Raw genomic sequence first — 13,902 nt, 5'->3', positions numbered from 1 at the left:
ACCGTGATCCTCCTCTGGCTGGCCGCGACGGTACGGCATGCGGTCACCCCGGTCGAGGAGCGGGCCGGCAGGCGGCCCGAGCGCGACCTGCACGAGGTGATCAGGTGAGGCGACCGGGTGTGGCGAGGTTCAGGAGGTCCCTCCCCGGAGGGGCCTCCGTCAGATGCGCCAAGAGCCGAGAGGCAAGGGGTGCCGGCGACACCGTTGTGCGTCCATGCGAGTTGCGTCTCCAGGCGACAGGTCAGTGACAGGTCAGTACGGCACGGCGACCACCGGCGCGACGGCGTGGTGCGTCACGGCATGGGTGACGGTCCCGGGGCCGAGCAGTCCCCGGCGCGTGCCGGCCACGACCAGGTCGGCCTGGGCCGAGGCGCGGATGAGCGCCCGGCCCGGATGCTCATGCACGACGTCCTCGACGAGGCCGACATCCGGGTACTTCTCCCGCCGGCCCGCCAGCCGTTCGGCGAGCAGGCGGGTCTCCTCCTGGCCGATGCCCTCGACGTCGTAGACCAGGGGCTGCATGTCGCCGGGCGCCCGGGTCGCCGGATGCGTCCAGGCATGCACGGCACGCAACGTCGAGCCCCTCAGCTGGGCCTCCTCGAAGGCGAAGGTCAGCACGGCGTCCTCGTCCGCCGACCCGGTCACGCCGACGGCGACCTCACCCGTGGGCGCGTGCTGGTTGCGGACGATCGCCACGGGGCAGGAGGCCCGATCGACGAGCCGGCGTCCCACCGAGCCGAGCAGGAGCTCCGCGAAGCCGCCCCGGCCCCTGCTGCCGACCGCGACCATCGCGGCGTCCCTGGAGGCGGCCAGCAGGACGTCGGCCGCCCCGCCGTCGGCGATCTCGGCTGCCACGTCGGAACAGAACTCGCGCGCGCGGGATGCCGCGTGGTCCAGCATCCGCTGGGCGGCGACCGCCAGCTCCGCGTCCCACCGGGGCGGTTGCGGCACCAGCGGAAGGTGGTGCTCCCAGCGGAGCGCGGCGTGCAGGATCTTCAGGGGCTGCCCGCGCAGCGCCGCCTCCCGGGCCGCCCACTCGACGGCCCGCATCGACGCGGCGGAGCCGTCGACACCGACGATGATCATCGTGACACCTCCACGGGGACGTCATGACGGGTGCCGAGCCGTACGCCCAGCACGATCAGAGCCGCGCCCGCCAGCAGCAGCACGCCGGCCAGGACGAAGGACGCCGCCGCCAGGCGGGACAGCCAGGGCAGCGTGCCGGCGACGCGGAGCTCGGCCGACACGCCGGGGGAGCCGTCGGCGTTCATGACGACGAGTGCCCAGTCGCCCGGCTGGACATCCCACACGAGACTCTGCGATCCCGGGCCGGAGACCTGGGCCACCCAGAACGGTTCGGCGGTCGGCGGCTGCGCTGGGGCCCCGCCGGGCTGCCGGTCGGTCCGGTCGGCGCCCTCCGGGCGCAGCGCCTCGTGGCTCGTCCGGGCCAGGTAGGCGGCGGCGTCCTCCTGCGGGGCGATGCCGACGAACAGCGGGTCGTCGATCGCCTCGGCGTCGATGCGGACCTGGCCGACCAGGCGGCGCAGGAACCAGGCCCCCTCGGCGACGTCGACGTCCTCGGCGGCCAGCGCGTGCGTCGGCGTGCTGACCAGGAAGCCGTCGGTGCCGACGAACCCCTTGGCGTCGCGTGCCCGGTCGGCCGCCACGGCCGCGACGCCGGTGGCCACCCCGCCGATCGCGGCGAAGGCCAGCACCGTTCCCGTCACGATCGCCACGATCGACCCGGCGCCATACCGTACGGCGGGCCGCGGCGGAGGGGCCGCCGGCGTGGGCGGCGTCTCGCGCAGGTCGAGGCGGAAGGGCGGGTAGGCGTCGGTCATGAGCGTGGCGTAGGCGGCCACGCGCAGCGCCCACCGGTTCAGCCCGACGACGAGGTCGAACAGGCCCCGCGGGTAGCGGCCGGTGAACAGCAGGGCGACGGCGGCGATCAGCACCAGCAGGCCGATCAGCCCGCCCCAGTCGAGCGTGTACAGCACGCCGGCGCTGTCCCGCCACGACAGGGCGCCGCCGCTGGTGAAGACGGCGACGACCAGGTAGTGGGGGAGGGCCAGCAGCCACCACTTGACCAGCACCAGCCCGCGCGACAGCCGCTCGGGGTAGTCGACGTCGAGCGTGGCGGGGTAGTCGGGCGCGGATCCCAGGGTGAAGGGCGGGTAGCGATCGGTGCCCAGGGCGCCGTAGGTGTAGAAGGCCACCCGCCACGTCCATCGCAGCACGCCCACGTTGAAGTCGAACAGCGCCCTCGGATAGACGCCGGTGAACAGGATGGCGAAGAAGGCGACCACGGTCAGCACGCAGAAGGCGATCCAGAGGAACGTCAGCACGACGTAATGGGGGGTGGCCAGCAGCCACTTGACCAGCCACAGGCCACGGTTCAGCGGCTCGTCCAGGCGAGCCTCGACGCGTACGGGATAGGTGTCCATATGGTCCAGGGCACCATCGGCCGGGCGGCCGGGCAGGAGCCGAAAGTCCTCACGTGGCGCGCCGATCGGCCCCCGTACCGAGCCGGCCGGCGTCAGCCGGCGCGGCCGAGGTGGCTCAGTCTGTCCTCGTACTCCTCGGTCGAGATCTCCCCGCGGGCGTACCTTTCGGCGAGCATCGCCCGCGCCCGGTCGATCTCCCCCGTCCTGGACGGGCCGCCGATGCCCGCGCCGATGCCCGCGCCGATGCCCGCGCGGATGGCCGCCCAGATCACCAGGGCGATCACCGCCAGCACGATCACCATCGTCAGGCCGCCCCACAACCATCCGGCGCCGCCCATGTGGTTCCAGTCATCCCACGGTCCGTTCATGGCCGTCTCCTTCTCTCGGCACCAGCCTTCGCGCCCGCGTACGGGCGGTGAAGTGCCGAAAGTCCCGGAAGGGCGGGGCGATGGACCCCCGATCGGACCCCGATCTCAGCCGGCGAGCAGGCCGAGGTCGGGGTCCTCGCGCAGCCGCGCGAGCGAGTCGCGCTCCAGCGAGCGCACCCATTGCCGGGTCAGCCCCACACGGTCGGCGATCTGGCTGTGGGTGCGCTGCCCGCGGCCGTCCAGGCCGTACCGGAGCCGCATGATCAACGCCTGGCGGGGGGCGAGCCGGTCGAGGATCGGGGCTAGTGCCGCGCCCAGGGCGCGGCGCTCCACGATCTGCTCGACGGTGGGGGCCTCGGTGTCCTCCAGCAGCTCGCCCAGCGTGGTGGTCTGCGGGTGCTCGCCCACGGGCACATCAAGGCTGACGCAGCCCGCCTTGACGTTCTCCAGCCAGACCACGGGAGCCGGGTGGCGCGGCACCCGGATGGTCCCCACGCGTTCCAGCCCGGTCTGGATGGCCTTGCGTATCCATCAGGTGGCGCAGGTGGAGAACCGGTTGCCCCGCCAGTGGTCGAACCGCTCGACCGCCTCCACCAGTCCCACGTTGCCGTCCTGGATGACGTCGGCGAGCGGTGACCCGCGCCCGGCATACCGCCTTGCGATGGAGACCACCAGGCGGAGGTTCGCCATGACCATGTGGTCTTTGGCGGCCAGGCCGTCGGCGGCGACGGCCTGCAGATCGGGCTCCAGGTCGGGGTCAGTGGCGCCCTGGTCCAGCAGATGGCGGGCATACAGCCCGGCTTCGATGCGTTTGGCGAGCTCGACCTCCTGGGCGGCGGTCAGCAACGGTGTGTTCATGAGATCACCCTGGCACTCGCCGGTGCCCCGGGTGATCTGCCCAAGGGCCCGAAGACGCGAGGACCTTGGACCTCTGGACAGCGGTATGCGGCGCCGGGGCTGTGCGCCGACAGCTCACCTCCCTGGCCGCCTTCGGCTCCGCGAGCCTGCTGGCCTGGATCCTCACCGCCACCGGCGCGCTGCTGCTCGCGCTCGTGTTCGCCCGGCTCGGCCGCGCCTACCCCAAGACGGGCGGGCCGTACGCCTACGCCCGCCGCGCCTTCGGCGACTTCGTCGGCTTCCAGACCGCCTGGGGCTACTGGATCGCCGTGTGGGCGGGCAACGCCGCCATCGCGGTGGCGTTCGTCAGCTACCTCGGCTACTTCTGGCCCGCGCTGGGCGACACCGCGGTGCTCGCCGCCGCCGTGGCGCTGGCCGCCATCTGGGCGCTGACCGCCGTCAACATCCGAGGGGTACGGCAGGGCGGCCTCGTCCAGCTCGTCACCACCATCGCCAAGCTGCTGCCGCTGGTCGCGCTGGCCATCGCCGCGCCGTTCTTCATCGACGCGGGCGATTTCACCCCCTTCAACCCCAGCGACCAGAGCGCCTTCGGGGCGGTGACCGCCGCCGCTTCGCTGACGCTGTGGGCGTTCATCGGCATCGAGTCGGCCACCGTTCCCGCCGAGGACGTGCGCGACCCGGAACGCACCATCCCACGCGCCACGGTCATCGGCACGATCGTCACCGCCGCCGTCTACATCCTGGGCACCGTCGCGGTGTTCGCCGCCGTGCCGCGCGAGACGTTGGTGAACTCCACGGCGCCGTTCGCGGACGCCGCGCGGCCATGTTCGGCGGCTGGGCGGGCACCGCGGTCGCGATCGGGGCGATCGTCAGCGCCTTCGGCGCGCTCAACGGCTGGATCCTGCTCCAGGGACAGGTGCCGCTGGCCGCGGCCCGCGACGGCCTGTTCCCTCGGGTCTTCACCAAGGTCACCCGCTGGGGCACGCCGGCTGTGGGCCTGGTGGTCTCCAGCGTCCTGATCACCGGGCTGATGCTGCTGAACTACAACGCCGGCCTGGTCGAGCAGTTCAACTTCGTGATCCTGCTGGCCACGCTCACCACGCTCATCCCCTACGCCTACTCGGCAATGGCGCAGCTCATGCTCGCGCTGACCGACCGGGACCGGTTCGCCGGACGGCGCCTGGCCGTCGACGGCACGATCGCGGTGCTCGCCTTCGCCTACTCGCTGTGGACGATCGCCGGGTCCGGCTACGAGGTCGTCTACAAGGGGTCGCTGCTGCTGATCGCCGGCATCCCCGTCTACGTGTGGCTGAAGTACCGCGAGCGGCGCCAGCCCGCCGAGGCAGAGAGGACGGCGGCATGACCTCCCTCCACGTGGGCAGCGAGGTCGGCACGCTGCGGCAGGTCATCCTGCACCGGCCCGGGCTGGAACTGAAGCGGCTGACCCCGAGTAACTGCGACGAGCTGCTGTTCGACGACGTGCTGTGGGTACGGCGGGCTCGGCAGGAGCACGACGCCTTCGCCGACGCCCTCCGGGAGCGTGGCACGACGGTCCACCTGTTCGGAGATCTGCTGGCCGAGACGCTCAAGGACGACGAGGCCCGCGCATGGGTGCTGGACCGCACCGTCACCGAGGCCGCGTTCGGCCCGGCGCTGCTCTCTCCGCTCCGTGCGGTCCTGGACGGCATGTCCGCTGACGTCCTGGCCGAGCACCTGGTCGGCGGCCTCACCAAGCGCGAGCTGGCTCTGGCCGCCGACAGCCTGCGCCTGGCCGAGCTGGCCGCGAACGACTTCGTGCTGCCGCCGCTGCCCAACCACCTGTTCACCCGCGACGCCTCCGCCTGGATCGGCGAGGGCGTGTCGCTGCACCCGATGGCCAAGCCCGCGCGCCGCCGCGAGACCGTGCACGTCGAGGCCGTCTACACCTTCCACCCGCTGTTCCGCGGCCGGATGCCCGTCTGGTACCAGGACGAACGGGCCACCATCGAGGGCGGCGACATTCACGTCGTCGGTGAGGGCACCGTCCTGATCGGGATGAGCGAGCGCACCACGCCGCAGGCCATCGAGATCCTCGCCCGCGCGCTGTTCGAGGCGGGCGCCGCCGAGCGCGTGATCGCCGCCGCGCTGCCGCGCAAACGGGCCTTCATGCATCTGGACACGGTCATGACCATGGTCGACCGCGACGTCTTCGTGGTCTATCCCGAGCTGCCGCCGCTGCGGTCCTTCACGCTCACCCCGGGTCTGAGGGTCCGCGAGAACGACGAGCTGTTCTCCGCCATCGGCCCGGTCACGGTCATGCGCGCCGAGCAGGACGTGTGGTCCGCCGAGCGCGAGCAGTGGGACGACGGCACCAACGTGCTGGCCGTCGCTCCCGGCGTCGTCGTGGCCTACGAGCGCAACGTCACCACCAACACGATGCTGCGCAAGCACGGCATCGAGGTCATCACCATCAGCGGCGCCGAGCTCGGCCGGGGCCGGGGCGGTCCCCGGTGCATGAGCTGCCCCATCGAAAGGAGCCCCCTGTGAGACACCTGCTGCGCGTCGGCGACCTCCACCGGCAGGACCTGGACTACCTGCTGGACCGCGCCGAGCACTTCAAGCATCACCCCACCGCCGCGCGCAAGCTGCTCAAGGGCCGCACTGTGCTGCTGTACTTCGCCAAGCCCTCCACCCGCACGCGCATCTCCACCGAGACCGCCGTGGTACGGCTGGGCGGCGTCCCGCTGACGGTCGGCTCGGGCGAGCTGCAGCTCGGGCGGGGCGAGACGATCGGCGACACGGCCCGCGTGGTGTCCTCCTACGCCGCCGCGGTCGTCATCCGCACCTACCGCGACGCCGACGTGGAGGCGTTCGCCCGCTCTCCCGAGGTGCCGGTCGTCAACGCGCTCACCGACGGCCACCATCCGATGCAGGCGATCACCGACCTGATGACGATCCGGGAGCACTTCGGCGACCTGCGGGGCCGCAAGATCGCCTACGTCGGCGCGGCCAACAATGTGGCCACGAGCCTGACGCAGGCCGCCACGCTGGCCGGGATGACCGTGGCCGTGGCGACCCCGCCGGCCTGCGCGCCCGCCGGCATGGTCACGACGGCCGACCCGTTCGAGGCCGTCAAGGAGGCCGATGTCGTCTACACCGATGTCTGGATGTCCATGGGCGACCCGGAGGAGGAACGCGCCGCCCGCACCGCGGCCCTGGAGCCCTACCGCGTCACCCCCGAGCTGATGGCCGCCGCCGCGCCGCACGCGGTCTTCATGCACTGCCTGCCCGCCCACCGCGGCGAGGAGGTCACCGCCGAGGTGATGGACGGCCCCGCGTCGGTGGTGTTCCGTCAGGCGGCCAACCGGCTGCCCGTGGCGCAGGCCGTCCTGGAAGCCCTGCTGACCGGGAAGCTGGCCGGGTCGATATGAGGTCGATATGAGGATCGTCGTCGCGATCGGCGGCAACGCGCTGCTCCGCCGGGGAGAGCGCGCGGATGCCGCCACCCAGATCCGCAACGTCGCGGCCGTCACACGGGACCTGGCGGGTCTCGCCGTATGGTATGAGCTCCTCATCGTGCACGGCAACGGCCCGCAGGTGGGGCTGCTGGCCGAGGAGAGCGAGCGCGACCCCACCCTGGAGCGCGGCTACCCGCTGGACACGCTGGTGGCCGAGACCCAGGGCATGATCGGCTACTGGCTGGCCCAGGGACTCGGCCGCCACCTGCCCGGCACCCTGGTGGCCGCGCTGATCACCCAGGTCGTGGTCGACGGGGACGACCCCGCCTTCGCGCGGCCGACCAAGCCCGTCGGGCCGTACTACACCGACGAGGAGGCCAGGGCGCTCACCGGCTGGACGCTGCGGCAGGAGCGGTACGGCTGGCGCCGCGTGGTGCCCTCGCCGCGTCCGCTGGAGGTCGTCGAGCTGCCGGTGATCACGAGGCTGCTGGACGGCGGCTGCGTGGTGGTCGCCGGTGGAGGAGGCGGGGTCCCGGTGCTGGCGGACCGGTCGGGCGTGGAGGCGGTGGTCGACAAGGACCTCGTCGCCGCGCTGCTCGCCGAGGAGATCAAGGCCGACCTGCTCGTCATCCTCACCGACGTGCCGTACGTGATCGACGGCTACGGCACCGGCCACGAGCGTCCCATCCGCACCGCCACGCCTGCCGAACTGGACCCCGCCGACTTCGCCGCGGGCTCCATGCGGCCGAAGGTCGAGGGCGCGTGCCGCTTCGCCGAGCGGACCGGCAGACCCGCGGCGATCGGCGCGCTGAGCGAGCTGGAGGACGTGGTGGCCGGTACGGCGGGCACCCGGATACGCGCCTGAGTGCCGAAAGTCCCTTCCGTTCGGCCCTGCCGGGCTCATCACCGCGGCGGGAGTGTGGTCCCAAGAGGTGGCGACATGCGACAGACGATCGAGCGGGCGACGCCGGCCGACCTGGCGACGCGGGCGATCAGCGCCCGGGGACGGGTGCCGCAGCAGATGGGCGCCGTGCTCCTCCTCGACGGACGCGGTTTCGACCTGGAGGCCGCCGAGCGCCTGCTGGCTGAACGCGCCGGGCGCATCCCGCGCCTGCGCCAGCGCCTGACGCCGGTCCCGCCCGGCTGCGGCCGCCCGGTGTGGCTGGACGGCCCGGCCTTCGACGGCCGCCGTCACGTGTGGCATGCGATCTGTCCCGCGCCCGGCGACGAGCGGGCGCTGCTGGATCTGGCCGCCGCTATCGTGACCCGGCCCCTGCCGCAGGATCGGCCGCTGTGGTCGGCCGTCTTCGTGACCGGCCTGGCCAGGGGAGACGTGGCGCTGGTGCTCGTGGTCGACCACGTGCTGACCGACGGGCTGGGCGGCCTGGCCGTCCTGGCCGGGCTGTTGGACGACTGCCCGGAGGCGGCCGACGTGTCCCCCCGACGGCCTCCCACGGTGGGGGAGCTGGTCGCCGACGCCGTCCGCGACCGGGTGCGGAGCCTGTCACGACTGCCGGGCTGGCTGCGTGAGCTGCGCGCCGCGCTGCGCTCGGGTGAGGCGTCCCGGCTTGCCGCCGCCCGCCGCTGCTCCCTCACCCGGCCGACGGGCGCCAGGCGTGAGGTCCACCTCGCCAGGGTCGGCCTGGCGGAGCTGAAGGGGGCCGCGCACCGGCACGGCGGCACGCTCAACGACGCCGTCCTCACCGTGGTGACCGGCGCGCTGCACCGGCTGCTGGCGGCCCGTGGCGAATCGGTCGAGGAGTTCGCCGTCATGATGCCGGTCGCCCTGCGGCGCGCCACTGACACCTGGCACCTCGGTAACAAGATCAACCCGGTCCTGGTCACCATCCCGGCCACCGGGGACTGCGGGCTGCGGCTCGCACGGACCGCCGCCGTCGTCACGCGGGCCAAGGCCGCCGCGGCGCGCCCGTCGCTGATCGCCCTGTTCGGTCCCGTCTTCCGGTGGCTTGCCCGGCTCGGCTGGCACCGCTTTTGGATGGCGCGCCAGCGCTTCATGCACACGCTGGTGACCAACGTCCGTGGCCCGGAGCAGGTCATGGCACTCGGCGGGTCGGCGATCCGGGAGATCGTCGCGATGCCCGTCTCGGAGAACGGCAACATGCCCGTCACCTTCGCGGTGCTGTCCTACGCCGGAACGGTGATAATCAGCGTCATCGCCGATCCCGACGCTCTGACCGACTTGCCGGACCTCGTCGCCCTGCTGCGGGAAGAGCTGTCTGCTTTGTGCGGTACGGCGGCGCCCCGGTAGGGGGCCGGGAATCCGTTCGTTGGCCGAGGCGGGCGGCGACCAGATCGGTGAAGCCGTTGGTCAGCAGGATGACGGCGATCGCGGTCAGCAGGATTCCCGCGCGCGGTCCAGGACCATCGTGCCCTTGAGCGAGATGCGGCGCTGGACGTGACCGGACAGGTAGAGCATCAGCCCGGTGACCGCGGCGAAGCACAGGGCGGCCACGGACAACGCGAGCTTCTCGCCCACGGTGTTCGCCTCCGCCGAGGCGGCGACGCCGAAGGCGAAGGTGGTGCCGCCGACGGTCAACGGGAAGCTGAGCGGGGTGAACAGGATCGACTTGAGATCCGGCGGCGGATCCGCGGGCGGCGCGACGCCGTGCCTCTCCTGTTCCTGGAGCTTCTCCAGCTCCTCGACCGCGTCCGCCTTGCCGCGCATCAGCGGGATGGACGCATAAGCCAGGGCGATGCCTCCGGTGGTGGTCAGCGCGGCGGTGCTGATGCCCAGCAGTCTGAGCAGCGGCTCGCCGACCCACAGCGCACCAGGACGAAGACGGCGACGTTGACGGTCAGCCCGAGCGCGAGCCGGCTTCGCCGCCCCCGCGGCGGCGCCGGCCGCCGCTCCCATCGCCATGCCGAGCAGCGGCACGAGGAACAGCATACCGATCAGGCCCCCCACAGCGTGCCCGCCGTCGCCCCGCTCCGCCCAGGGCTGTGGAGCTGGTGCAGCTTGACCTTGCCGTCCGGCCTCTTCTCCGCCACTACGGCGTCGGCGAGCGTGATGAGTGAGCCCTTTTCGTGCGCCCAGCAGAACAGGAGGTGAAGCCGTGACATAGCGGCTCATCTTGTTGTTCGTAAGCTCGTCGTCGCTTGCCGGTGGAAGTCCGGTCCGGGTAGCTGCCAGGAGGCCCGGTAGCAGGCTGGCGGTCTCGTCTGGAAACGGGCGGGGTCGAAGCCCAGCGTCAAAGGCCCTGTTCATGGGGGAGCGACGGTGCGGTCCGTAGCATGAAGCGAAGCCTGCGGCGTCGTTACTCAGCCCGCCCTTTGGGCGGGACAAGGGAGTGCCGAGCCTCTCGAAACCGGGGCGAAGGCCATGGACGCGGTGAAGAGCCTGGAAGCGCAGCCGTCAAGGACTCCCCGGCGTATGGGGCGCGGAACGCATCGACAGTGGCGGCGGGAACTGGGGAGGCCCTCCCCGGCCCGGCAACCTGCGGACATATAGGTGTTGCCGGAGCATCGCGTCCTATAACCGGTCGAAGCCGGGAAGTGGGCGACGAGCCGGGTGGGCGTCGGAGGCGGCCGTAGTACCGATCGAGCCGACCGGACAACAGAACCGGCGGTGAGGGAAGGGCCGCTGCTTCGTCGATGCGCAGTGACTGACCAGGGAGGGGCCCGGTGAGTGCCGGTCAGGCTAGTCCCGCCGCGAAGGGATCGCGGGAACCACGGGTTCCGCGTGATCCGGTCCGTGCCCTGCAGCATGCGCTTTACCGGGCGGCCAAGGCTGATCCCGGACGGAGGTTCCACGCGCTGCGGGCAAGGTCTTCCGCAGAGACGTGCTGCAGCGCGCGTGGGTTGCGGTGCGCACCAACAACGGCGCACCGGGCATCGACAAGACCACGGTGGCCCAGGTCGAGGAGTACGGAGTCGACCGGCTCCTGGACGAGGTGGCCGCCGAACTGCGGGAGCGGCGGTATCGGCCGCTGCCGGCGCGGAGAGTCCTGATCCCGAAGCCGGGGCTGAAGGATCAGTATCGCCCGTTGTCGATTCCCGCTGTTCGCGATCGGATTGTGCAGGCGGCCATGAAGATCGTGCTCGAGCCGGTCTTCGAGGCCGACATGGCCGACTGCTCCTTCGGCTTCCGGCCGAAGCGGTCGGCGCACGACGCCCTGCAGGTGCTCGTGGAGGAGTGCGCGCGGGGCCGCCGGTGGGTGGTCGAGACGGACATCGCCGACTGCTTTTCGGCGATTCCGCACGAGAAGTTGATGCACGCGATCGAGGAACGCGTCTGTGACCAGTCGGTGCTCACGCTGCTGCGCGCGATCCTGCGCGCGGGGGCGATGCAGGACGGTCAGGTGCGGCGGCCGGTCACCGGAACCCCGCAGGGCGGTCCGGTCTCACCCTTGCTCTGCAACGTCTACCTGCACCGAGTGGATCGGGCGTGGGACGGCGCGGATGGGGTGATGGTGCGGTTCGCCGACGACGTGGTCGTGATGTGCTGGTCACGCAGCCAGGCCGAACGGGCGCTGGCCCGGCTGGCCGAGCTGCTGGCCGAACTCGGCCTGGAGCCGAAGGCGGCCAAGACCCGCATCATCCACCTGGAAGTTGGTGGTGACGGCTTTGATTTCCTGGGCTTTCATCACCGCCTGGTGCGCTCCCGGGGAGATCGGGGCAAGCCGAAGGTGACGTTCCTGGCTCGCTGGCCCGCGGACAAGGCCATGCAGCATGCCCGCGATCGGATCCGGGAGATCACCTCCCGGCGGTGGATGCTGTTGTGGCCGGAGGCGATCGTGGACAGGCTGAACGCCTTCCTTCGCGGTTGGGCCGCCTATTTCCGTTACGGACATTCGGCCCAGCGCCTCAGCACGATCAGACGGTATGCGCAGTGGCGGCTGGCGCAGTTCATGCGCCGACGTCACCGTCGCAGCATGGCGTTCGGCTGGCGGGTACTGCTCAACTCCCGGCCACCGGACCTCGGGCTGATCAGCTTGTATGGAATCACTGTTGCACCCAGGGCGGGCAAGCCCTGGCGGGAGAGGCCGAATGCCGTCGGTGAACGACGTCGGTGAGCCGGGTGCGGGAGAACCGCATGCCCGGTTCGATGCGGCGGGAGCTGGAAACGGAGCCACGAACCTGGCCATGGTCATCGGGGAGAGCACGGCCGACCGGGAAACCGGCGGAAGACAGGCCCCGAGCCCTACCGCCAGGAGACGCCACCGCGCCAGCTCCCGACCCTACATCCGTCGGAGGCTTGCAGGTCACAGCATGATCGCGGCGTGGCCGTTCGCCTGACCGCATGAAGAAACCCCCGGTAGACGGGTTGATCGCCACAATTTGCCCGCCAACACCAGGGGTCTTGGATGTTGTTCTATCGTGCCGCGGTCGATGTGTCGCGTTCAACGCTGAACTACGTGGCCGGGATCATCCGGCGGCACCGCAAGGCGATCGGCTCGCTGTGGCGGCAGCTCAACCCCGGCCAGCAGGCCCTGCTGGTGCTGGTCTACCTGCGCAAGGGCGAGACCTTCACGGAGTTAGGCGCCGGGTTCGGCGTCTCGCCGGCCACGGCCTGGCGGTATGTGGAGGAGACCATCGGCCTGCTGAAGGGCCGCTCGCCCCAGCTGGAGCGGGCCTTACGCCGGCCACCCGAGATGGAGCGCACTACCTGGTGCTGGACGGCATGCTCGTCCACACCGACCGGGTCACGGCCGACCGGCCTTTCTCCTCGGCCAAGCACCGCATCCACGGGATGAACATCCAGGTCATCGCCTCCCCCGACGGTACGATCATCTGGACCTCCGGCGCCCTGCCGGGCAAGACCCATGATCTGACCGCGGCCCGGCTGTGGGGCATCCTGCGCGCACTGGAGCGCGCCGGCATCCTCACCCTGGCCGACAAGGGCTATCAGGGAGCCGAGGGGCCGATCGTCACACCGTACAAGGGCACGAACAAGCCCGTTTCCCAGAAGCAGGCCAATCGTGCCCATGCCCGCCTACGCGGTCCCGGTGAACGCGCGAACGCGCAGCTCAAAAACTGGCGCATCCTCCGGAAGCTGCGCCGCTGTCCCCGCAAGGCCGGTCAGCTCTGCAAGGCCATCGCCGTCCTGCAAAACTACGAGCTGAGCCACGGATGAAAAGGGCTCATTGTTGGCGTTGTGTAGCCCCGTCGGCACAGCGGGCAGTACTCGTTGAGAAAACTTGCGGAAATTGCCCTCTCAGTAGTCAGGGTTCTGGGTACCTTCAGTGACCATGACCTCCGCAGACAACGGCGGTACGGACGTGGCCAGCTCGTCGACAACATCGACGGAAAGCAATAACCGGAGTGTGAAGCGGCCGTGGGACATCCCGCCGCCGGACCTGACCGGTGCTGACGAGGCTACCGTTAACCGCTTGATGGCCGAACACCACCGAGCACGGCGCCGGGCGCGGAATCTTGAATCAGTCGCACAGTATGTGCGTGACTGCATCGCCGTCGGCCAGGCCCTCAATCTCGACAGCTACTCGGCGCGAGTCCTAATCCAGCCGTTGACCGGCCAACCGCCGATCGAGAACTGGCAGATGCCGAAACAGGATCGTCGCTCGCACCAGCCTCGGACCCGAAATCTGTATCACGCGCCCGGTGAGGTGCCCACGGTCGAGCACGTCCTGAAAGTGATGCATGAGCGCTTTGCCCAAGGCGTACCGGTCAACCTCACACACGTCGCCGCGCGGGTTCTACTGGCTGCACTGTTTGGCGATCCGATGCCCGAGCCCAATCCCGCTCAACTGCTGTCGCGCCGTGCGGTACCTAGAACCTTTTTCATCCTCGTGCGGAAGCCGCTGGCCACATCATGAT

General features: G+C 70.9%; 14 protein-coding genes and 2 pseudogenes. 9 read left to right on the top strand and 7 right to left on the bottom strand.

The features are described 5' to 3' along the window. Positions 1-252 precede the first annotated feature (252 nt). The 5 genes from BSB02_RS35540 to BSB02_RS40890 form a co-directional block, all read right to left on the bottom strand. Entirely contained in the window at positions 253-1,086 is an 834-nt protein-coding gene (locus BSB02_RS35540) for a universal stress protein (protein ID WP_084965396.1), read from the bottom strand. Next, a complete protein-coding gene (locus BSB02_RS43345) occupies positions 1,083-2,444 on the bottom strand; it encodes a DUF4389 domain-containing protein (RefSeq protein ID WP_084965395.1) in 1,362 nt (453 codons plus the stop codon). Before BSB02_RS43345 ends, BSB02_RS35540 begins: the two co-directional genes overlap by 4 nt. A 92-nt stretch (positions 2,445-2,536) precedes the next feature. Next, complete coding sequence (locus tag BSB02_RS35530; protein ID WP_084965394.1) at positions 2,537-2,812, bottom strand: SHOCT domain-containing protein; 276 nt, start codon at positions 2,810-2,812, stop codon at positions 2,537-2,539. 105 nt (positions 2,813-2,917) lie between these two features. Beyond that, positions 2,918-3,307: a sigma factor-like helix-turn-helix DNA-binding protein gene (locus BSB02_RS40895; protein WP_158088836.1), complete on the bottom strand. Its 390-nt coding sequence runs from the start codon at positions 3,305-3,307 to the stop codon at positions 2,918-2,920. Positions 3,308-3,343: 36 nt separating this feature from the next. Next, on the bottom strand, positions 3,344-3,670 hold the full coding sequence (locus BSB02_RS40890; protein WP_158088835.1) for a sigma factor: 327 nt from the start codon (positions 3,668-3,670) through the stop codon (positions 3,344-3,346). A gap of 65 nt (positions 3,671-3,735) precedes the next feature. Between BSB02_RS40890 and BSB02_RS43220 the strand changes: the two are divergent. The 6 genes and pseudogenes from BSB02_RS43220 to BSB02_RS35495 form a co-directional block, all read left to right on the top strand. Continuing rightward, a pseudogene (locus BSB02_RS43220) lies at positions 3,736-4,455 on the top strand (amino acid permease); the annotation flags it as partial. Between the two features lie 38 nt (positions 4,456-4,493). Beyond that, positions 4,494-5,033 (top strand): amino acid permease, encoded by a 540-nt coding sequence (locus tag BSB02_RS43215; RefSeq protein WP_158088834.1) that lies wholly within the window; start codon positions 4,494-4,496, stop codon positions 5,031-5,033. Continuing rightward, positions 5,030-6,196 carry an arginine deiminase gene (locus BSB02_RS35510; RefSeq protein ID WP_084965391.1) on the top strand — a complete coding sequence of 389 codons (1,167 nt, stop codon included), beginning with the start codon at positions 5,030-5,032 and terminating at the stop codon, positions 6,194-6,196. Before BSB02_RS43215 ends, BSB02_RS35510 begins: the two co-directional genes overlap by 4 nt. Next, a complete protein-coding gene (argF, locus tag BSB02_RS35505) occupies positions 6,193-7,080 on the top strand; it encodes an ornithine carbamoyltransferase (protein WP_143591596.1) in 888 nt (295 codons plus the stop codon). The genes BSB02_RS35510 and argF overlap by 4 nt, the downstream gene beginning before the upstream one ends. Positions 7,081-7,087: 7 nt before the next feature. Further along, positions 7,088-7,972 carry a carbamate kinase gene (locus BSB02_RS35500; protein ID WP_084965390.1) on the top strand — a complete coding sequence of 295 codons (885 nt, stop codon included), beginning with the start codon at positions 7,088-7,090 and terminating at the stop codon, positions 7,970-7,972. A gap of 75 nt (positions 7,973-8,047) precedes the next feature. Beyond that, positions 8,048-9,376: a wax ester/triacylglycerol synthase domain-containing protein gene (locus BSB02_RS35495; protein ID WP_084965389.1), complete on the top strand. Its 1,329-nt coding sequence runs from the start codon at positions 8,048-8,050 to the stop codon at positions 9,374-9,376. An 84-nt stretch (positions 9,377-9,460) separates the two neighbouring features. Here the strand turns inward: BSB02_RS35495 and BSB02_RS41180 are convergent, their stop codons facing one another. After that, positions 9,461-10,003 carry a MarC family protein gene (locus BSB02_RS41180; RefSeq protein WP_206185064.1) on the bottom strand — a complete coding sequence of 181 codons (543 nt, stop codon included), beginning with the start codon at positions 10,001-10,003 and terminating at the stop codon, positions 9,461-9,463. A gap of 17 nt (positions 10,004-10,020) precedes the next feature. After that, a complete protein-coding gene (locus tag BSB02_RS41725; protein ID WP_206185063.1) occupies positions 10,021-10,188 on the bottom strand; it encodes a hypothetical protein in 168 nt (55 codons plus the stop codon). 719 nt (positions 10,189-10,907) lie between these two features. On the opposite strand from BSB02_RS41725, the gene ltrA reads away from it, so the two are divergent. The 3 genes and pseudogenes from ltrA to BSB02_RS40235 all read left to right on the top strand — a co-directional run bounded on the left by ltrA (position 10,908) and on the right by BSB02_RS40235 (position 13,901). Beyond that, a complete protein-coding gene (gene ltrA, locus BSB02_RS35485; protein ID WP_206185062.1) occupies positions 10,908-12,140 on the top strand; it encodes a group II intron reverse transcriptase/maturase in 1,233 nt (410 codons plus the stop codon). A gap of 291 nt (positions 12,141-12,431) precedes the next feature. Continuing rightward, positions 12,432-13,201 (top strand): annotated as a pseudogene (locus tag BSB02_RS35480) (transposase family protein). Positions 13,202-13,316: 115 nt separating this feature from the next. After that, a complete protein-coding gene (locus BSB02_RS40235) occupies positions 13,317-13,901 on the top strand; it encodes a hypothetical protein (protein ID WP_143591594.1) in 585 nt (194 codons plus the stop codon). The last annotated feature ends 1 nt before the right edge of the window (position 13,902 follow it).

The sequence above is a fragment of the Thermoactinospora rubra genome, from assembly GCF_002093975.1.
Taxonomy (GTDB): Bacteria; Actinomycetota; Actinomycetes; order Streptosporangiales; family Streptosporangiaceae; genus Nonomuraea; species Nonomuraea rubra_A.
This window is presented reverse-complemented; position numbering and strand designations above follow the sequence as displayed.